Source organism: Vibrio gigantis (genome assembly GCF_024347515.1).
Lineage (GTDB): Bacteria > Pseudomonadota > Gammaproteobacteria > Enterobacterales > Vibrionaceae > Vibrio > Vibrio gigantis.
This window is the reverse complement of record NZ_AP025492.1, coordinates 2,443,437-2,464,608: the sequence shown is the minus strand read 5'-3', so window position 1 is coordinate 2,464,608 and position 21,172 is coordinate 2,443,437. Positions and strand designations below refer to the sequence as shown.

The 21,172-nt window shown below is 43.8% G+C and carries 16 protein-coding genes; 8 read left to right on the top strand and 8 right to left on the bottom strand.

What is annotated here, in order from left to right; all coding sequences use genetic code 11:
• The first annotated feature begins 171 nt into the window (after positions 1 to 171).
• On the top strand, positions 172 to 1,119 hold the full coding sequence (locus OCV56_RS10755) for a glutathione S-transferase family protein (RefSeq protein WP_086712935.1): 948 nt from the start codon (positions 172 to 174) through the stop codon (positions 1,117 to 1,119).
• 103 nt (positions 1,120 to 1,222) lie between these two features.
• On the opposite strand, the gene pta is transcribed toward OCV56_RS10755, so the two are convergent.
• Positions 1,223 to 3,388 (bottom strand): phosphate acetyltransferase, encoded by a 2,166-nt coding sequence (gene pta, locus OCV56_RS10750; protein WP_086712934.1) that lies wholly within the window; start codon positions 3,386 to 3,388, stop codon positions 1,223 to 1,225.
• Positions 3,389 to 3,535: 147 nt separating this feature from the next.
• Complete coding sequence (locus tag OCV56_RS10745) at positions 3,536 to 4,732, bottom strand: acetate kinase (RefSeq protein ID WP_017107306.1); 1,197 nt, start codon at positions 4,730 to 4,732, stop codon at positions 3,536 to 3,538.
• Between the two features lie 341 nt (positions 4,733 to 5,073).
• On the opposite strand from OCV56_RS10745, the gene yfbV reads away from it, so the two are divergent.
• The 4 genes from yfbV to OCV56_RS10725 all read left to right on the top strand — a co-directional run bounded on the left by yfbV (position 5,074) and on the right by OCV56_RS10725 (position 10,505).
• On the top strand, positions 5,074 to 5,526 hold the full coding sequence (yfbV, locus tag OCV56_RS10740) for a terminus macrodomain insulation protein YfbV (RefSeq protein ID WP_017099049.1): 453 nt from the start codon (positions 5,074 to 5,076) through the stop codon (positions 5,524 to 5,526).
• A gap of 317 nt (positions 5,527 to 5,843) precedes the next feature.
• Positions 5,844 to 6,809: an ABC transporter substrate-binding protein gene (locus OCV56_RS10735; protein WP_086712933.1), complete on the top strand. Its 966-nt coding sequence runs from the start codon at positions 5,844 to 5,846 to the stop codon at positions 6,807 to 6,809.
• A gap of 190 nt (positions 6,810 to 6,999) precedes the next feature.
• Positions 7,000 to 8,847, top strand: coding sequence for a maltodextrin glucosidase (gene malZ, locus OCV56_RS10730; RefSeq protein ID WP_086712932.1), 1,848 nt, complete (start codon positions 7,000 to 7,002; stop codon positions 8,845 to 8,847).
• Between the two features lie 191 nt (positions 8,848 to 9,038).
• Positions 9,039 to 10,505 (top strand): GGDEF domain-containing protein, encoded by a 1,467-nt coding sequence (locus tag OCV56_RS10725; RefSeq protein ID WP_086712931.1) that lies wholly within the window; start codon positions 9,039 to 9,041, stop codon positions 10,503 to 10,505.
• 30 nt (positions 10,506 to 10,535) lie between these two features.
• On the opposite strand, the gene dusC is transcribed toward OCV56_RS10725, so the two are convergent.
• Positions 10,536 to 11,492, bottom strand: a complete 957-nt coding sequence (gene dusC, locus OCV56_RS10720; protein ID WP_086712930.1) for a tRNA dihydrouridine(16) synthase DusC — start codon at positions 11,490 to 11,492, stop codon at positions 10,536 to 10,538.
• Positions 11,493 to 11,563: 71 nt separating this feature from the next.
• Positions 11,564 to 12,118, bottom strand: a complete 555-nt coding sequence (locus OCV56_RS10715) for a type II secretion system protein (protein ID WP_086712929.1) — start codon at positions 12,116 to 12,118, stop codon at positions 11,564 to 11,566.
• A 211-nt stretch (positions 12,119 to 12,329) separates the two neighbouring features.
• On the opposite strand from OCV56_RS10715, the gene OCV56_RS10710 reads away from it, so the two are divergent.
• Entirely contained in the window at positions 12,330 to 12,950 is a 621-nt protein-coding gene (locus tag OCV56_RS10710) for a YecA/YgfB family protein (protein ID WP_086712928.1), read from the top strand.
• 127 nt (positions 12,951 to 13,077) lie between these two features.
• Here OCV56_RS10710 and dsbB read toward each other — a convergent pair whose 3' ends face one another.
• Positions 13,078 to 13,587, bottom strand: coding sequence for a disulfide bond formation protein DsbB (gene dsbB, locus OCV56_RS10705; RefSeq protein ID WP_086713014.1), 510 nt, complete (start codon positions 13,585 to 13,587; stop codon positions 13,078 to 13,080).
• Positions 13,588 to 13,733: 146 nt separating this feature from the next.
• On the bottom strand, positions 13,734 to 15,326 hold the full coding sequence (gene nhaB / locus OCV56_RS10700) for a Na(+)/H(+) antiporter NhaB (RefSeq protein WP_086712927.1): 1,593 nt from the start codon (positions 15,324 to 15,326) through the stop codon (positions 13,734 to 13,736).
• Between the two features lie 640 nt (positions 15,327 to 15,966).
• Here nhaB and fadR point away from each other — a divergent pair.
• Positions 15,967 to 16,806 carry a fatty acid metabolism transcriptional regulator FadR gene (fadR, locus tag OCV56_RS10695; RefSeq protein ID WP_086712926.1) on the top strand — a complete coding sequence of 280 codons (840 nt, stop codon included), beginning with the start codon at positions 15,967 to 15,969 and terminating at the stop codon, positions 16,804 to 16,806.
• 120 nt (positions 16,807 to 16,926) lie between these two features.
• On the opposite strand, the gene OCV56_RS10690 is transcribed toward fadR, so the two are convergent.
• Complete coding sequence (locus OCV56_RS10690; protein WP_010437231.1) at positions 16,927 to 17,406, bottom strand: YehS family protein; 480 nt, start codon at positions 17,404 to 17,406, stop codon at positions 16,927 to 16,929.
• Between the two features lie 220 nt (positions 17,407 to 17,626).
• Entirely contained in the window at positions 17,627 to 19,687 is a 2,061-nt protein-coding gene (gene metG, locus OCV56_RS10685; RefSeq protein WP_086712925.1) for a methionine--tRNA ligase, read from the bottom strand.
• A 156-nt stretch (positions 19,688 to 19,843) separates the two neighbouring features.
• On the opposite strand from metG, the gene apbC reads away from it, so the two are divergent.
• Positions 19,844 to 20,920: an iron-sulfur cluster carrier protein ApbC gene (gene apbC / locus OCV56_RS10680; RefSeq protein WP_086712924.1), complete on the top strand. Its 1,077-nt coding sequence runs from the start codon at positions 19,844 to 19,846 to the stop codon at positions 20,918 to 20,920.
• Positions 20,921 to 21,172 lie beyond the last annotated feature (252 nt).

Here is a 21,172-nt window from a genome sequence, read left to right as displayed (position 1 = left end):
AAGCGCGACTAGTTATTAGAGTCGCGCTTTTTTTGTCCTAGGTTTAAGTGTATTGATTTCCGCTCAACAAGCTTCATCAAAATATTCGAACAACTAAGCCAACTTCTTCTAGTTTTGAAATAGTTGGCTTTTTTTATACTAAAGAAAAGTTAGCATCACAGAGGTTTGGATATGGGCAAGTTAGTTGAAGGTGTTTGGCACGATGTGTGGTACGACACCAAAGAAAGCGGTGGTAAGTTCGTTCGTGAAGATGCGGGCTTTCGCAACTGGGTTGAAAATAAAGCCGGAGCGCAATTTAAGCCAGAAAGTGGTCGTTACCACCTATATGTATCGTTAGCTTGTCCGTGGGCGCATCGCACGCTGATCTTCCGTGAACTTAAAGACCTAACCGATCACATTGACGTGACGGTTGTATGCCCGGACATGATGAGCGAAGGTTGGCAAATGGGGTTACCTGAACCTCTGTTCGGTCATACCCGCATGCATCAAATTTACACCCAAGCTAAACCGGATTACTCAGGCAGAGTAACGGTGCCTGTGTTATGGGATAAGAAGACCAATACCATTGTGAGTAATGAGTCGTCTGAGATTATCCGTATGTTTAACTCAGAATTTAACGAGCTTACGGGCAACACTGATGATTACTACCCGTGGGAATTGGCGAGCAAGATTGATCATTGGAATGATTATATCTATCCGAATATCAACAATGGCGTGTACCGAACGGGCTTTGCAACAACACAAGAAGCCTATGAAGAGGCGTACGATGCGCTATTCACAGCATTAGATAAAGTAGATGCTCATCTTAGCGAACATCGTTATTTAGCGGGTAACGAGATTACAGAAGCGGATTGGCGTTTGTTTACCACTTTAGTTCGATTTGATGCGGTTTATGTTGGGCACTTCAAGTGTAACAAGCAGCGAATTGCTGACTACCCACATATTCAAGGTTACTTAAAAGAGTTGTATCAAGTCGAGGGGATCAAAGAGACAACCGATTACTATCACATTAAGCGTCACTACTACTACAGCCATACAGGTATCAACCCAACTCAAGTTGTCCCTAAAGGGCCTGAATTAGATCTTGAATCAGCGCACGGTCGTGAAAATTTGGGCTAACTTACCGGCGAGCAAGCCGTTCTAAATCAAAACAAAGATATCTGTCAGACATAAAAAAACCCTAGATAAACATCTAGGGTTTTTGCTTTCTACAAAAGAAAAATTAGTTAATTACTTTTTCTTCAGCTTGAGCTGCTTGGTCTGCTTGGATAGCCGTTAGAGCTACAGTGTAAACGATGTCGTCTACTAGAGCGCCACGAGACAAGTCATTTACTGGCTTGCGCATACCTTGAAGCATTGGACCGATAGACACTAGATCTGCTGAACGCTGTACAGCTTTGTAAGTCGTGTTACCCGTGTTTAGGTCTGGGAATACGAATACAGTCGCTTTACCAGCTACTGGAGAGTTTGGTGCTTTAGAAGCAGCAACATTTTCCATGATAGCAGCATCGTACTGTAGAGGACCGTCGATCACTAGATCAGGACGTTTCTCTTGAGCAAGTTTTGTTGCTTCACGTACTTTATCTACGTCTGCACCCTTACCAGATTCACCAGTAGAGTAAGAGATCATAGCAACGCGTGGGTCGATACCGAATGCCGCAGCAGAATCTGCAGATTGGATAGCGATTTCAGCAAGCTGTTCAGCCGTTGGATCTGGGTTGATCGCACAGTCACCGTATACAAGAACTTGATCAGGCAGAAGCATGAAGAAGATTGAAGATACGATAGAAGCATCAGGAGCAGTCTTGATGATCTGGAACGGAGGAACGATAGTGTTCGCCGTAGTGTGAACAGCACCAGAAACTAGGCCGTCAACTTCGCCAGCTTCAAGCATCATAGTACCTAGGAATACTGAATCTTCTAGCTTCTCACGAGCAACAACTTCAGTCATACCTTTAGCGCCACGAAGTTCTACTAGACGAGCTACGTAGTTTTCGCGAACTGATGCAGAGTCGATGATCTCAACGCCAGCACCAAGCTCAACACCTTGCTGTGCAGCTACACGACGGATTTCTTCTGGGTTACCTAGAAGTACACACGTTGCGATACCGCGCTCAGCACAGATAGCCGCAGCTTTAACTGTACGTGGCTCATCACCTTCAGGAAGTACGATGCGCTTAGCTGCTTTACGAGCAAATTCAGTTAGCTGGTAACGGAATGCTGGTGGGCTTAGACGACGGATACCTTGAGTACCTTCAGATAGAGAATCAATCCAAGGGCCGTCAATGTGGCTTGCAACGTGATCGTTAACGAACTCGATACGCTCTTTATCGTCTGCAGGAACTTCTAGGTTGAAGCTCTGTAGGTTAAGAGACGTCTGCCAAGTGTTACCTTGAGCCTTGAAGATCGGTAGACCAGAAGCGAATGCTGGTGCACAAAGGTTAGCAATGCTTTCTGGAATGTCGTAACCGCCAGTCAGTAGGATTGCGCCAATCTCAACACCGTTTTTCGCAGCAAGAGCTGCAGCAACGATAACGTCAGGACGGTCTGCAGAAGTTACTAGCAGTGAACCTGGCTTGAAGTGCTCAATCATGTGCGGTAGAGAACGTGCACAGAAAGTGATGCTCTTAATACGACGAGTTGAGATTTCACCTTCGTTAACGATTTCAGCGTTAAGGTGCTTAGCCATATCAACCGCACGAGTTGCGATTAGGTCGATGCTCCATGGCACACAGCCAAGAACACGGATAGGGCTAGAATTGAAGATTTGCATTACTTCAAGGTTCGCTTGCTGAGCGCTGTCTGCATCATCAAAGATTTCAGATAGGTCAGGGCGAGTACGGCCAGCTTCATCAACAGGAGCGTTAAGCTTGTTGATGATTACGCCTTTGATGTTCTTGTTCTTAGTACCGCCGAAGTTAGAACATGCTACTTCGATACGCTCTTTAAGTTGCGTAGGATTGTCAGTACCAGGAGTCGCAACGAATACGATCTCTGCACCAAGTGTTTTCGCGATTTCTGCGTTTACTTGGTTAGCGAATGGGTGCTTACGAGTAGGTACTAGGCCTTCGATTAGCGTTACTTCTGCGTCTTTGTTGATTTTGTTGTATTGCTCAACAACAGATTCAAGAAGTACGTCCATTTTCTCGCTACCGATCAAAGCTTCAGCTTTAGTCATTGCGATTGGCTCACCAATCTTAATGTCGCTGTTTGCGCTGATGATTGTAGACGTTAGATCTGGTTGGTTACCACCGCTACGAGGCTGAGCGATTGGCTTGTAGAAAGAAACACTTACGCCCTTACGCTCCATAGCGCGAAGAACACCCATGCTAACACTAGTAAGACCAACACCAGCGCTTGTAGGGATAAGCATAATAGTACGTGACATTGACGAACACCTTTGACTATTGGAAATAAAAAAAGCTCAACTGCTATTCCCACCGATATTTAAATTGGGGTAGGAATAGAAGTTGAGCCCCATTTTCTTAATATGAAAAACTGACTAGCTTCAAGTGAAGCTAGTCAGGAAAATCAATTAAAGACCTGCTAGTTTCGCAGTGTCTTCAGCAATTACTAGCTCTTCGTTAGTCGAGATAACCATTGCAGGGATACGGCTGTTAGCTGTAGTGATAGTACCTTCGCCGCCGAAACGAGCTTTAAGGTTAGCTTCACCGTCAACTTCGATGCCGAAGATGCCTAGGCGGTTAAGAACCATTTCACGGATTGGGCCAGAGTTCTCTCCGATGCCGCCAGTGAAAGTGATTGCGTCTAGACGACCTTCTAGAGTTGCAGTGTAGCCAGCAACGTACTTAGCTAGACGGTGACAGAACACGTCCATTGCACGAGTTGCTTCTTCTTTCTCACCGTAGTTGTCTTCAACGAAACGACAGTCAGAAGTCACTTCAGTTAGACCAGCTAGGCCAGACTCTTTAGTTAGCATGTTGTTGATTTCTTCAACAGAGTAACCAAGAGCGTCATGTAGGTGGAAGATGATCGCAGGATCTAGGTCACCACAACGAGTACCCATTACAAGACCTTCAAGAGGAGTAAGACCCATAGAAGTATCTACAGATTGACCGTTCTTGATAGCACATACAGAAGCGCCGTTACCTAGGTGACAGTTGATGATGTTAACTTCTTCAACTGGCTTGTTTAGTAGGCCTGCAACTTCACGAGTGATGAATAGGTGAGAAGTACCGTGCATGCCGTAACGACGGATGCCGTGCTCTTTGTACAGGTTGTACGGTAGAGCGTATAGGTAAGACTCTGAAGGCATAGTTTGGTGGAACGCAGTGTCAAATACAGCAACGTTTTGTAGACCAGGGAAGTTCTGTTGAGCTGCTTCGATACCGATAAGGTGAGCTGGGTTGTGAAGAGGTGCGAAAGTCGCAGCATCTTGAATACCCTTAAGAACTTCATCAGTGATAAGTGCAGAAGAAGTGAACTGCTCGCCACCGTGTACGATACGGTGACCGATAGCGCCAAGGTTAGCTTTAAGCTCAGGCTTAGAAGCAAGAATAGTTTCTACCATGAAAGATAGTGCTTCTACGTGAGCTGCGCCCGCGCCTAGTTGTGCTTCATGCTTGCCATCAAGTTTCCACTTCATACGAGCTTCTGGAAGACCTAGACACTCAGCAAGACCAGTTAGGTGCTCTGCACCTGTTTCTGCATCAACAACAGCGAATTTAAGAGAAGAACTACCACAGTTTAAAACTAAAACTAGCTTAGACATTAATGACTACCTGTTTATTTTTCTGATCGAAATCAGTTAAGGATGAAAATTAATCTCAAGAATAGTCGAAGCACATAGGCTTGCGTACTAACCTTGGTCAAAAAAACGTTAATTTCCGTATAAAGTGAAAGCGCTCTTTATCAAAAAGAGGCTTGTGCATTCCTTGCAGAAGTCTTCCCAAAGTTGCTTAAATTGTAAATAAGGGCAACAATGAGATTGAGGTCTGCAAATAATAGCGATATTGTGCAAATATAACAAAAAAATTTGAAAGAATATTATTTTTCGTCAAATTTTTGTGTTTTTAGTTGATGGTTTCAACTTTTTTTTAATGGGAGACTCATATGAGCAATAGAGTTGGTTTAGCTAGTAGTTTAAAAGATGGCCAAAAGTACATGGATCTCTGGCCCGTCCGAAAAGAGTTAAACGCGATCTTCCCAGAACAGCGCATTATTAAAGCGACGCGTTTTGGCGTGAAAGTGATGCCTGCGATTGCCGCTATTAGTGTTCTTACACAAATGGTTTTTAATAATTACCAAGCGATGCCACAGGCTGTGGTTATGGCTTTGTTTGCAATCAGCTTGCCGCTTCAAGGCATGTGGTGGTTGGGCAATCGCTCAAATACACAACTTCCTCCAGCGCTAGTATCTTGGTACCGTGAATTGCATGAAAAGATCACTGAAACGGGTTTTGCGTTAGAACCGATGAAGTCGCGCCCTCGTTATAAGGAATTGGCGATTATCCTGAATCGCGCATTCCGTCAGTTAGACAAATCTTCAATGGAACGTTGGTTCTAAGAAAACCTCACAGCTCCCTATCGTCTGAGAACAGCTATACTTAGTTGATGGCATGTTCTCAGATTCGTTCCCATGACACTTTTTGTTTGTCTTACTTTTTGCTGTTCGTTTCATTTGCCTCTTGTTATTCACTTCGTTTCTTACTTACGGATTCAACCCAACCAGCCTTTTGACGCATAATTCGAGCTTTGTTGTGTTTTTGTTAAATATCACTTCAAGTTATCAAAACTTACTGGTAATAATATCAATAGTGAATTTAATGTTGTGTTCTCTCTAGATCGAGCAATAACAACGAGCGCTTGATGAAGGGAGTATTGATGGGTTCTGTAAGAAGAGTATTAACGGCTGCGTTGAGTGGTTGTCTGTTGATGTGGGCTAGTAGCGTGGCAGCAAATATTGCCAAGGTATCGGTTTCACAAGTTGTCGATCATCCAGATTTGAATGCAACGCGCTTAGGGCTTCTTGAAGGATTAAGAGCTAAAGGCTATGAACCCGGCAAGAACTTAGAATTTTCCTATGAAATGGCTGATGGCAACCCGGCTCAGGCAGCAAAGATTGCCAGAGAGTTGGTCAGTGAAAACCCGCATGTACTCGTTGGTATCGCAACACCAACTTCTCAAGCTTTGGTTTCAGCAACTCGCTCGATACCAATTGTGTTTACCGCAGTAACTGACCCCGTCGGTGCAAGGCTTGTCAAACAGTTAGATAAGCCGGGCCGAAATGTCACGGGTCTTTCTGATCTCTCGCCAATAGTCCAACATGTATCTTTGATCAAAGAGCTTCTTCCTGAGGCTAGTTCAATCGGTGTGGTTTATAACCCTGCCGAAGCGAATGCCGTTGCGTTAGTTGGGTTATTGAGAAAGGCGACCCGAGATTTCGGTTATACACTTCATACTGAAAAAGTGCTGACCATCGATGATGTAGAAGCAAAAGCAGAATCCGTCGCGAAGAAATCTGATGTTATCTATGCGTTGACCGACAATACGGTTGCTAGCGGTATGGAGGGGCTGATAGACGCTGCAAACCAAGCTGGCACACCTGTGGTTGCAGGTGCGACGTCTTATGTGGGCAAGGGGGCGATTGCTGGTTTAGGCCTAGATTATTATGATGTTGGGATTCAAACTGCGGATTATGTGGCTGCAATTCTGAACGGACAGAAGCCAGGGAAGCTGAGTGTCAAAACTGCGCAGAGTTCTCAGCTGGTGGTGAACCTAGATGCTGCTCGTAAGCTTGGCGTGACTGTACCTCAGTCTGTGATCGATCGTGCGATAGTTAGCCGTTGATATAACAATTCCAAATTAGATCTCCCTATAAAAAACGAGCAATTCATTTGTTCATTTTGAGAGATATCGACTTACTGAAAACAAAGTGGATCTACAAAACGTGATCTACTTTAACGGATGTTATTTTTCTCATTGTGGTCAATGAAATTTTTCATATCTTAAGCAAATTGAACATTGCTCGAGAAACGCTATGAAACCATTTATCTTTCATGCTCAAACTTCTGATTACTTCCATGAAAAAGATGGCGTATTAACCGTAACAATAATGTCTGAACGTGATGACTGGCAAAAGGTTCAGCTGAGGCACGAGCCAGATAACGAAGAGTATCTGCTTGGTATGACAAAGGTCGGCACACAAGGTCGGTTGACGCTTTGGCAGACTTCTTTTCCAGTAAATACAGATAGAAGCGTTACTCACTATGCGTTCAAGCTTGTCGATTCAAAAGGGCAGTACTGGCTGGATGCGAAAGGGGTTCACTGTCGTGTTCCGAGTCGTGAATTTCACTTTAAGTTTAATAGCCTACATCAACCACCATCATGGGTATCAGAGCAAGTTTTCTATCAAATCTTCCCAGAACGTTTTTGTAACGGAAACCCGAGTATTAGCGTCAAATCTGGGGAATATCGCTTAAAAGAAAATACCTTAGATGTTGTGGTGAAAGAGTGGGGCGATGCTGTAGAAGGGCATAATGGAACCGGTGCTGCGGAGTTCTTCGGTGGCGATCTTGCAGGCATTCATAGCAAGTTAGATTATCTACAAGATCTTGGTATCACCGCCCTGTATCTTAATCCAATTTTTCAGTCGCCTAGTAATCACAAATACGACACAACTGATTACTACAACATTGACTCGCATTTCGGTACCAATGACGAGTTCGCTGCACTTTCAGAGGACATCCACAGTCGTGATATGAGAATCGTTCTGGATGCTGTGTTTAATCATACCTCTGTCGAGCACCCTTGGTTCGATAAGCTGAAAGTCACTAGCTCGGGTGCCTATGACCATCCAGGCTCGGCATATCATAACTACTATTTTTTCGATCCTGACAATCCAAAGCAATATGTGGGTTGGAAAGGCATTAGCTCGCTTCCTGTCTTAAATTTTTCTAATGCATCCGTGCGAGATTACATATATCAGTCGCAAGACTCTGTGATAAAGCATTGGCTGAAAGCGCCTTATAATGTCGATGGGTGGCGCTTCGATGTGATTCATATGTTAGGCGAGGGTGAGGGCGCGTATAACAATGCGCATTACGTAGAGGCATTTCGGAATTCAGCAAAAGCAGAGAACCCTGAAGCCTACATCTTGGGAGAGCATTTCTTTGAGGCCACATCATGGCTACAAGGCACACAAGAAGATGGGTCGATGAACTATTATGGTTTCGCTCACCCAGTACGTGCGCTGTTGGCAAAGCAAGACATCGCATACGATTCTATTGACATTGATATGCTCGCTTTCTCTGACTGGTTAGCTGAAGCTAGGGCGAAAGTCCCTTGGTTGAACCAATTATCGCAACTGAATCAATTGGATAGTCACGATACAGCTCGACTTCTAACGCTGTTAAATGGTGACCAAGCTAAGCAAAAACTGGCTCTGACGTTATTGTTTACCTATGTCGGAACCCCGTGCTTATACTACGGGACAGAAGTGGGTTTAGAAGGGGGGCAAGATCCGGATAATCGCAGGTGCTTCCCATGGGGAGAGGAAGGTTCTTCGTCTTGGTTCCCATTTCATCAAGCGTTGATAAAACTGAGAACAGAACGTCACAGCTTACAAAACGGAGCCTATCTCGAATTATATTGTGACACCGAGACGTTAGTGTTTGCCCGTAGTCTCAATGGCGAAAACACACTGGTTGTTCTAAACCTATCCCAAGATGAAAAAGAGTTGTCTTTACCTGTGTGGATGCTTGGACAAGAACAAGGAGAGTTGGTCGAGCTGTCAGGTCAAATGAAGGGGGCGCTCATTGCTAATGGTGCAGTTGATATCACCGCTCCAGCGATGCAAGCCAAGATCTTTGATGTGGTAAATCGTTGAATTTTATACTGACTCAAATAATCTCAGCTAACCCCGCTTGATGCGGGGTTCGTTTTTTAAAAGGAATTCGCTGTTTAATGTTTAGGCCTGATTCATATCAATTTACACTCTTTTACCTCGAGGAAAATGACAATTAATGTAATAATATTAATGGGGTAAATGAAAATAGCTGACCGCTAAGAGCACATTATATGAAAGTAAATAGGCACTTTAGCCTAACCTTTGTCTTCGGGTTTCCCGCTGTGATCGCCGCAATGTTACTTGGCCTAATAGGAAAGAACCATTTTGATTCGGTTAAAAAAGACATCGACAGTGAGTTCCATCGTATCGAAGAGGTGTTCAAAAGAACCACAAAAGTGGTGACTGCCCTAGACTACAGCTTCTCCAACTACTACAAATCAGGAAACCCTCTCTTTCTCGATCACAACAAACAAGTTGTGGATGGGCTCTGTCAAATCTGGCCGATTGATGTATTGCTGCTTGCGGATGGCAAAACCTCAGATATTCCTTCTGTCGACATTGACTACATGTTGGTTGGTGAAGAATCCCTTTGTTCTGAAACCAGTAATAGCTACAAAAGTGCATCAGAAAAGATTGCTCTAGCCCCCATTCTTTCATTTTTATCCCAGCTTGATGAATACCATGACGGTGTCCACTTTATTGATACGCGTGGGTATGTGATATCTTCGCCAGAAGATTTTGCCAAGAGGATCAGCAAAGAGCTGCTTTCGACAATAAAGAGCCGCCCTTATTGGCAGAAGACGGCCAACAACCCTGACCAATTGACGCTCTCTGGCCCTGGTTTTCGTTTTGAGTCCGTCAATCGTACAATCAGCATGACTATTCCGGTATTCCATAAGGGCGTTCACCAAGGGATGCTGTCGGTTGATATTAATACAAGTAGATTGCTTGCAAATTCCAACGAACACTTGGCAGGCCGGATCGATATTATAGATACTACTCGTACTATGCCGAATGATAGTGCGGCCTTCTACCATGAGATTAATCTGGACGGTGTCGCATCTCACCATGCGATGTATTACGAGTTAGATATCGCGAAAGAGGTTGAGCACTTTTTCGTGTATGAGAAAGACAGTCTTATTGTTGCCATCATTGTGTATCTCTTCTCTGTAACTATCTTTTTCTATGTAAATTCCAATATTGAACGCGGTTACTTCAAAGACCTTGCAGCCAAAGACCCTATGACAGGGTTGTTGAATCGTCGTGGCTTAGAAGCGTTTTGGCGCAGCGTAGAGCACGATCAACTGTTTGCCTTAACGGTATTTGATATCGATGATTTTAAGTCAATCAACGATACCTACGGGCACGATAGGGGGGATGATGTGATTCGTTATATGTCTCGTCAGATAAGTAACAGTGTACGAAGCAGTGACGTAGCAGCACGGTTTGGCGGTGAAGAGTTTGTCGTTTACATGAAAGGTGAAGATCGTGACACTTTGATGAGAACATTAGAGCGAGTGAAGAATGCGATTTGTTCTACTTCAACCGACATTATTCCAAATGGATTTACGGTATCTGGCGGTGTCTGCATTGTTGAAACTGAGCAGAGTAAACTTAACTTCGACGAGATATTTAAGTACGCCGATGAAAAGCTGTACGTGGCTAAGACGACGGGTAAAGACCGTCTTGAATTCTAGCCACGTTATTGAATCGTTAAGCGCGTAATCTTAAACAGCTTGGCGGCGTTCTTCTTGATAACGCTGAAGGCGTTCTACAATTGGTGGCGCCTTCTTGAAAGTACGAATTTCTTTAAATAGTTCGTTCGCTTCAGGGTAGCCTTTGCTTAAATAAACAAACCACTGCTTCACTCTATTAGGGTAGTACATGCCTTTGTCCCCTTTAATTTGAAACTCTGAATAACGCAGTAAAAGTTCAATGACTTTATCCCACGGCATTTTTTGGTGGTTGTGCTTAACGACGTTACCAAGGTTTGGAATATTGAAAGCACCACGGCAGACCATCAATGAATCGACGCCTGTTGCTTCTATGCAATCTTGACCATCTTGATAGTTCCAGATTTCCCCATTAGCAATCAATGGTAGAGAAGTCTTTTCTCTTATTTGATTGATGTAATCCCATTTGATTTCGCTGGCTTTATAGCCGCCAACTTTGGTTCTTGCATGTACAGTGAGTTCGTCAGCATTCGCTTGTTCGATGGCATCGACAATTTCAAAGCACTCTTCCGGATGTTCCCAACCCAATCGAATCTTTGCGGACACAGGAATGTGTGCAGGTACTGCTTCTCGACAAGACTTGACCACTTGATAGATGAGTTCTGGCTCTTTTAGCAGTGACGCACCACCATTACTTTTGTTGACCGCCTTTGCTGGGCAACCAAAATTAAGATCAATGCCTTTAGCGCCTAAGCTAGCAGCCTGAAAAGCATTTTCGGCCATCCAATTTGGATGTTGTCCTAGAAGCTGGAGGTGGATTGGTACACCTGCCATGGTCTGAGAGCCTTGATGCAGTTCAGGGCAAATGCGGTGGAACACATGTGGAGGAAGAAGTTGATCAACGACGCGCACAAATTCTGTTACACAGAGATCGTAATCATTGATCTCTGTGAGAATTTCACGCATTAGGTGATCTAGAACGCCCTCCATAGGGCCAAGTATTACGCGCATGCTGTTTTACCGAAACTGAGTGAACCGAAAAATTCGAGGCGTGATTGTACGGCGTGTTAGTTAGATTGTCACTAAGGAGCGGTGTTTGCCATTTCTCGAGTTATTCTTACTTCTCCGGTAATCGGTGAATAATAGAGAATGGGTAAACGTTCAGAGCTCGTGAAGCTTGGAGTGTAGTAGTAATAACACTCAGGTGTTCCAGTGTACCAACTAACAATGGCTTCATCGGAAGGCAAAATAAAGCCAGTATCGTATTGGGAGCGGGCGACTAAATCAGAATCAATCAAAGAGTTCCAGAGTGCAACACATTGGTCACCTGCAACTTGCGGAGCTCCTGTGGGTGGTTGTTCTCGAACAGAAATTGGGAAACCAGTTTCTGACGGGTAAACATCGCCTTCGCCGTAATTCACCACTTGATCAAAAGCAGGTTCACCATCGACAAGCCATTGAGAATGGTACATATCAATGCTGTTTCTGAACGCGGCAAATGCACCTTGTGCCAGTGCTTCATGAGCGTCTCTCGGCACACCAAGGAACCGAGGCGCAGCGGTCACCGCCAATATGCCTAGAATAACGATCACAACGACAAGTTCGAGTAATGTAAAACCTTGGGATTTTGATTTCATGTTGATCTCGCTTAAATGTAACTAAATGTTTATGGAAGCGTTTTACACCCAAGGTTCTGATTATCAAAGCGAAATAAGTGAAATATCGCCAATATTTGAATAGCAATGGTTTGCGTATCGTTATCGGTTAGAAAACAGAGGGAAGTGGTTGGCGACATCTTAGCGGGGATAACGTTATAATATCTAAAATGCCCAAATATCCAGAGCTTTCATGACATATCAATTATTAAGCCTACCAGAATCAATCACTGACATTACTCCGCAGTTTATCGAAGGTGCAATCCTTGCCTCCAACTTAGCGACAAAGCCACTCGATCCTGAAGAATGGATTGCTATCGTTGCGCCTGAAGCGGGCAAAGAGCTTGTAACATTAGTGACGGAACAGATTAACCGTCAGCACAACCTGATTCAGCGTAGTGAATACTTACTGACTGACGCGTTTGCAGAAGGTGACTTCAATGAGCAGTTCGCAGATTTTGCGGAAGGTTTTATGATGGTTTGGCCGACAGTGGAAGAGCAGTGGCAAAGCATTACGGTAGCGGACGGAACTCTGCGCATGCTGCAAGCTCTGTTGACTACATTAATGCTAGCGATTGATGAAGAGCAAACTCAGCAACAAATGATCGCTGCAGGGCTTACTAATCCACCATCACTTGCCGACTTAGTGGGTCAAGTCGATCTGATGATTTCAGAAGTGGCCATGGCGGCGGATGAAGCTATGTTGGGTAATAAGTCGCAGAGCGTGAACCCGTTTAAAGATATTGGTCGAAACGACCTTTGCCCTTGTGAAAGCGGTAAGAAGTTTAAACAATGTTGCGGTAAAAACAGCTAATCGAGATTTTTTCGATAGACTAAGTTTGAGTGAGTAACAGACTTTCTTTTAGTGATAAAAAGCTTAAGCGATAAAAAAGTCGACCTTTGGGTCGACTTTTTAGTTTCTGTACATGATGCGCTAATTGTTAGTCATTCTTTGATTTAACGAATTGAGAAATGACAACAAAACCGAAAGCAATCAAGTTACCCGCAAAGATAATCACTAACCATTGTGGCATTGAAAGCTCTAAAAACTGCCACACAACCTTGCTGCAGTCGCCGTAAGCTTCAAACATCCACGGAGCCCATTGGTTTAAAGGCGCCCAGCTTGGGAAGGTTACGAACAGATCACAAGTAGCAAAAGGAGAAGGATTAAACTGGTAGTCAACGTGTTCTAAAGCCAGCATCAAACCTTTGTATGCGCCAAGTCCCCACCCAGCAAGACCTAACCAGCGTGATATTGGGTTATGAGGGGCGATAGCACCAATGATTGCAGCAAGACCGATAGCAAGCATAGCAACGCGCTCATAGATACACATTACGCAAGGACCAAGCATCATTACGTGTTGAAAGAAGAGAGCGCATGCCTCAAAAAAGACAATAAAAGCCAACAGTAAAAGCCAAGATAAACGTCCCTTAGAGAAGTCTTTGAGCATTGCAAAAAAGTTCACGAATTTAATCCCGTTTATAAAATAAAAAAGCCCTGATTACTCAGAGCTTTTTATCTTGGATAAGTTTCCTAATCAACTAATATTTTTGATTAGTTAGATACACTTATTGTGCTTTACAACACAAAGTTGGATTAGTGGCCACCTGAGATAACGGGAGCAACGACTTCACCAGTGCGTTGCATGATCCAACCTGCATCATAAAACCATGCTGTCATTGGCTCTACGAAGAACATAATGCCTGCCAGGCCAACAAGGGCCAATACGATGGTGTATGGTAGCGCCATGATAACCATGCGACCGTAAGACAGTCGAATTAACGGAGCAAGTGCTGATGTTAATAGGAATAAGAATGCAGCCTGGCCGTTTGGCGTAGCAACAGAAGGTAGGTTAGTACCAGTGTTGATAGCAACAGCAAGTAGGTCGAACTGATCGCGAGTGATGATGCCTTCAACCAGTGCTGTTTTCACTTCGTTGATGTAAACCGTACCGACGAATACGTTATCTGAAACCATCGATAGAATACCGTTGGCTACATAGAATAGGGCGAGCTGTGCACCTTTATCTTCAACGTGAAGTACAGCATCGATTACCGGCTTGAATAGAGCTTGGTCGATGATTACAGCAACAACCGCGAAGAAAACGGCAAGAAGAGCGGTAAATGGCAGTGCTTCTTCAAAAGCCTTACCCATAGAGTGCTCTTCAATAACACCCGTAAATGCAGTTGCTAAGATGATCACAGATAGACCAATCAAACCTACTTCAGCAACGTGAAGCGCAAGGCCGACAATAAGCCAAACTGCGATTGCACTTTGAACCCATAGTTTTGCTACGTCTTGCTTGGTGCGGTTTGCACGTTCTTTGTTGTCAAATTCAACTAAGATTTGACGAACATTCGTTGGCAATTCTGCGCCGTAACCAAACACTTTAAACTTCTCTACAAGTGCACAAGTTAGAATACCGCAGAAGAAAACAGGCAGTGTTACTGGCAGCATACGGATAATAAACTCACCGAATTCCCAGCCCGCTTGCTTAGCAATTACCAAGTTTTGTGGTTCACCTACCATGGTCATTACACCACCCAGAGCTGTACCAACACCAGCGTGCATTAGTAATGAACGTAGGAAAGCGCGGTAGTTTTCTAAGTCATCACGAGTTAGCTCAGAGATTTCTTCATCGTGTGTATGGTCGTGTGCAGACGTTGTGCCTTTGCCTGATGCAACCTTGTGATAGATAGAGTAGAAGCCAACAGCAACGCTAATAACTACGGCGATTACTGTTAGTGCATCTAGGAATGCTGATAAGAAAGCGGCAGCAACACAGAAAGCGACAGAGAGTAAGATTTTAGATTGGATACCAAGCAAGATCTTCGTGAAAATGAACAGAAGTAGTTCTTTCATGAAGTAGATACCAGCAACCATGAATACAAGTAAGAGTAATACTGGAAGGTTTGCTTGTAGCTCGTGATAAACCATTTCTGGTTTGGTCATGCCAATGGCGACGGCTTGAATTGCCAATAAGCCACCCGGTTGAAGAGGGTAGCATTTGAGAGCCATAGCTAGAGTGAAAATAAACTCAACCACCAACAGCCAGCCCGCAACAAATGGGTCAACTAGGAAGAAAACAAACGGGTTGATGATTAAAAAGGAAATGATGGCAAGTTTATACCAATCAGGAGCTTTACCAAGGAAGTTCTTGATAAAAGCGTTTCCGAGAGACATCGGCATGTTAATACTCTTTTATGTTGATTATGAATAGACAAGCAATACAACATTTTGAGAATCGAGCTATAGAAATTGTTAAAAACTATAACTAACAGTGACTTAGAAAAACTACATTCCATGTAATGTTCTGTGGTCTTGCCAAGTCACTCCCTTAGAAACTCAAGCACTGCTTATTTTTGAGCGCAACTCTACTCTTAGATAACATTTAGTCAACAGGAAAAGCCCTGTAGCCCTAAAAATACCTCTTTTTTGTTGAGAAACGCGATCAAAGTAGCGCAAGCATACCACTTAAAATGTGATAAAAACCGACTAGAATCAATATTTCAGCGAAATGATTGAAATTTACAGAATAACGACGGTTTATATATGATTATTACAACTTAATATTGCAAATTAATAACTTTGAAAATATGACCAATCTCGTTGATTTTAAAGAAAATTTATTGTGTTAATGGTTTGTTGAAATGGTGGTTTATAGTCGCTTGCTTTCCAAAGCTAAGGTGCAAACGCGTGCTGAACTTTAGAGCTTTAACTCTACCTGGGTTTTAGGTGAGTAAAATTTTTGAGGGTGTTTCCGCTAGGTGTGAACTAGTGGTATGATGAGTAAATTAGAACAGAATAATTAAATTGGATTGAAGTGTAGATGGTCATTAAGGCGAAGAGCCCGGCAGGATTTGCAGAAAAGTATATCATTGAAAGTATTTGGAATGGCCGTTTCCCTCCAGGTTCTATCTTGCCCGCAGAGCGTGAGCTTTCTGAGCTGATTGGTGTTACACGTACTACACTTCGTGAAGTACTACAGCGTCTTGCTCGTGATGGTTGGTTGACAATCCAACACGGCAAACCAACTAAAGTTAACCAGTTTATGGAAACCTCAGGTCTTCATATCCTTGATACGTTAATGACGTTGGACGTGGATAACGCAAGCAAAATGGTAGAAGACCTGCTTGCGGCTCGTACTAATATCAGCCCGATCTTTATGCGTTATGCATTCAAAGCAAACAAAGAAGCTTCAGAGCGCACAATCAGTAACGTGATTGAATCTTGTGAAGCGCTACTTGCGGCACCGACGTGGGATGATTTCTTGGAATCGTCGCCATACGCTGACAAGATCAAACAAGCGGTAAAAGAAGATTCAGAAAAAGATGAAGCGAAACGTCAGACGATCTTAATTGCTAAGACGTTTAACTTTTATGACTACATGCTGTTCCAACGCTTGGCATTCCACTCTGGCAATCAGATTTACGGCCTGATCTTTAACGGTGTACGTAAACTGTATGACCGTATCGGTAGTTACTACTTCTCTAACCCAGAAGCTCGACGTTTAGCGATGGATTTTTATAAAGAGTTATTCATTATCTGTGAAAGTGGTGAGCGTGAAACTTTGCCATTAGTGATCCGTAACTACGGTATCGCAAGTGCGCAAGTTTGGAATGAAATGAAAACGACATTGCCAACGAACTTCACTGAAGACGATAGCTAATTTTTTGGTTAACTTAATAAGTCTTTAGAGTAAGAACAAAAAAAGCGGTGAGATAATTGAATTATCTCACCGCTTTTTTATTTATTAAGAGTCTGTACTGATTTATCAGTAGGTCGTTATTTACCCCGCAAACTCTTCTGAATCTGGACGGTTGGTAAACTGAACGCCATTTAGGAAGTCGCAAAGCAGTTGGTCTTCACATACTTTGTAGTTTTTGTTCTCTGGCTTGCGGAAGTAAGCGCCGATTTCGTACTTGCTCAAGCTAATACCAACCACTTCTAGTACGTCCAGAACATCTTCTGCTTTCATGTTTAATGCAATTCGAAGCTTCATGAAAATCATGTTGTTAGTCAGTGCAACTTCAGGTTTAGGCTGTTCGCCTTCTTTTTTACCACGCTTAAGGTTGATGAAACCATTTAGGAATACCGCTAACTCTTTATCTTTCATCTTAGAGCATGACTTGTCGTTGTCGTCTTTTAGCCAGTTAATTACTTGGTCATGAGCAACGGTCACATCAGCTTGTTCAATCGCTTTGATGATTTGTGCATTTTTAAGGTTTAGTGCGTGTTGAATACGACGCAAGATTTCGTTGTTAGTCACTGGGGATTCCTAAAAAGGGTTTTAGAGTAAAGGTGTGTTGGTTAGTCCAGTATCGTCGACAAACCAATTTCTACTCTACATAGCATAGTTGACGGGGACTCTAACAGAGAACGCTTATTTTCGGTAGATATAAAAAATCCCCAATGCCTATTAACTCTTTCAAGTTAAAAGTGCATTAGGGATTTAGTTATGAGTGCTTGTTATCTGACTTGAGTCAGAATTACATTACACGCATACCAGGCTGAGCACCTTCGTGTGGCTCAAGGATCCATAGATCGCTGCCGCCAGGGCCCGCTGCTAGGATCATGCCTTCAGACATACCAAACTTCATTTTACGAGGTTTTAGGTTTGCTACCATTACGGTTAGCTTGCCTTCTAGCTCTTCAGGTTTGTATGCTGACTTGATACCAGAGAATACTTGGCGAGTCTCACCACCGATGTCCAGTTGGAACTTCAGTAGCTTGTTCGCTTTTGGTACTTCTTCACACGAGATAATACGAGCAATACGCATATCCACTGCTGCAAAGGCATCGAACTCAATCTCGTCTGCGATTGGCTCTTTGTCTAGCTCAGTTTGGCTTGCTTGCTCTTTCTCAGCGTCTGCTTTTTCTTTCGCTGCTGCTTCAGCTGCTGCATCTTCTTTAGAAGACTCGATCATCGCTTCCACTTTCTTAGGGTCAATACGGCTAAATAGCGCTTTGAACTTAGTGATTTCGTGATCAGTTAGCGGCGTTGCAACACCTTCCCATGTTAGCTCTTCGTTTAGGAAAGCTTCTGTGCGGGCCGCAAGCTCAGGCATCACTGGTTTCAGGTAAGCCATTAGTACGCGGAATAGGTTGATGCCAACAGAAGATACTTCTTGAAGCTCTTTCTCTTTACCTTCTTCTTTTGCAAGAACCCAAGGTGCTTTCTCATCGATGTACTGGTTCGCTTTGTCTGCTAGTGCAGTAATTTCACGAATAGCGCGGCTGAACTCTCGAGATTCGTATAGCTCACCGATACGCTCAGCGGCAGCAACGAATTCGTTGTAAAGCTCTGGTTCTGCAAATTCAGCAGATAGCTTGCCTTCGAAGCGCTTAGTGATGAAACCTGCGTTACGAGAAGCTAGGTTAACAATCTTGTTTACTACGTCAGCGTTTACACGTTGAGTGAAGTCTTCAAGGTTAAGGTCTAAATCATCGATACGGCTGTTTAGTTTCGCAGCGTAGTAGTAACGAAGACACTCAGGGTCTAGGTGGTTTAGGTACGTACTTGCTTTGATGAATGTGCCTTTAGATTTAGACATCTTCGCGCCGTTCACAGTTACGTAGCCGTGTACAAATACGTTGTTTGGCTTACGGAAACCCGCACCGTCCAGCATTGCTGGCCAGAATAGGCTGTGGAAGTAAACGATGTCTTTACCGATGAAGTGGTAAAGCTCAGTTGTGCTGTCTTTCTTCCAGTATTCGTCGAAGTTTAGGTCGTCACGCTTGTCACATAGGTTCTTGAAAGAAGCCATGTAGCCAACAGGTGCATCTAGCCATACGTAGAAGAACTTGTCTTTTTCGCCTGGGATTTCGAAGCCGAAGTAAGGCGCATCACGTGAGATATCCCACTGCTGTAGGCCAGACTCGAACCATTCCTGCATTTTGTTTGCAGTTTCGTTCTGTAGAGAGCCAGAACGAGTCCACTCTTTAAGCATGCTTTCGAACTGAGGTAGGTCGAAGAAGAAGTGCTCAGAGTCTTTCATTACTGGAGTTGCGCCAGAAACCGCTGATTTCGGGTTAATCAGTTCAGTTGGGCTGTATGTCTCACCACAGTTATCACAGTTATCGCCATACTGGTCTTCTGACTTACACTTAGGGCAAGTACCTTTTACGAAGCGGTCTGGTAGGAACATCTCTTTCTCAGGATCGAAAAGCTGAGAAATAGTACGGCTAGAAATGAAGCCGTTCTTTTTTAGTTCTAGGTAGATATGAGAAGCCAGTTCGCGGTTCTCTTCGCTGTGTGTGCTGTGGTAGTTATCAAAGCTGATATCAAAGCCAGCGAAGTCTTTTTGGTGCTCTTCACTAACAGCAGCGATCATCTCTTCTGGCGTGATACCCATCTGTTGAGCTTTAAGCATAATTGGCGTGCCGTGAGCATCGTCAGCACAGATGAAGTTTACAGTGTTGCCTCGCAGACGCTGGTATCGAACCCAGATATCAGCTTGGATATGCTCAAGCATATGGCCAAGGTGAATAGAGCCGTTAGCGTACGGAAGCGCACAAGTTACCAAAAGTTGTCTTGGATCAGTTGCCATACTTAATAATTCGCTTTTTTGATAGGTATAAATTTGATTGGTAATACTACTTTATAACGTGTGATACGCCAAGGTATCAGACAAAGGATTCCCCTAGTTTTTTAGGGGTTCAGTCTTCATCTCGTGGGTGATAGCATAAATAAAAAAGGAGCCCCAATGCGTAACTTTACTTCTAAGCAAGATTTCTGTTCATGGTTGAATGAGTTCGAGTCACCAATCCTCATCCCAGAGTGGGCGCTACACCAAAATATTGTATCTGTTGATCCGCGTGGATCATTTGTTATTACCTTACCGTTTGCTGCCAATCAGCTTGCTGTTGACCTTGAAAGTTGGATTAACGCTCAGATTGAGCAACAGCTTGTTAGTGCTTTCCAATTTGAAGTGAAGGTAAAGCCGTCGGCACTTGAAACGACAGTATCAACGCCACTCAAAGGCGTGAAGAACATCATCGCCGTGACATCCGCAAAGGGTGGGGTGGGTAAATCGACCACTTCTGTAAACCTTGCTCTGGCTTTATCTAAGTCTGGTTCAAAAGTGGGTTTATTGGATGCGGACATCTATGGCCCTTCTGTACCAATGATGCTTGGGCAATTAGATGCGAAACCAGAAGTTCAGAACAATAAGTGGATGATGCCAATCGAAGCGCACGGTATTTTCACTCACTCTATTGGCTATCTTGTGTCGAAAGACGATGCGGCAATCTGGCGAGGCCCAATGGCAGCTAAGGCTTTGGGGCAGCTTGTTAATGAAACCGTATGGCCAGAGTTGGATTACCTTGTTATCGACATGCCACCTGGTACGGGTGATATTCAACTGACATTGTCACAACAGATCCCGGTGACAGGCGCGGTAGTGGTGACTACACCTCAAGATTTGGCATTAGCGGATGCGCGTAAAGGCGTAGCGATGTTTGATAAGGTGAGTGTGCCAGTCGCAGGCTTAGTTGAAAACATGAGCTATCATATTTGTAGTCACTGTGGTGAGAAAGAGCATATCTTTGGTGCTGGTGGTGCTGAAGCCATGTCAGAAGAGTTTTACCTCGATATTTTGGCACAGATCCCTCTTCATATTGATGTGCGAGAAGACATCGATGCAGGTTGCCCGACGGTGATTCGTCGTCCAGATAGTGAACATACACGTCATTACTTAGAGCTTGCTGAGAATGTGGCTGCGAAGATGTTCTGGACCGGCAAGGCGAGACCAGAAGCGATTAACTTCTCGATGGTTGAATAAAGTTGGCCACTCTTAATGTCGTGTAAATCTTGTTGGATTAGATAAACAGCGGTTGGATTTAGGCTGATAGCCATTGGGGTTGTGCAAATAGTTGTAGGCAAGTTATTTGAAAGCAAACGATTGTCTTAAGTAAATGTATTAAGATCATCAATTTGACTGCAATTAGCTAAAATCGCGACTAGAATCTATGTGCTTTAGCCCCTATAATCAGGCGGTTTATCTCTTCCCACCACCAAACCATATCGGGTGCAA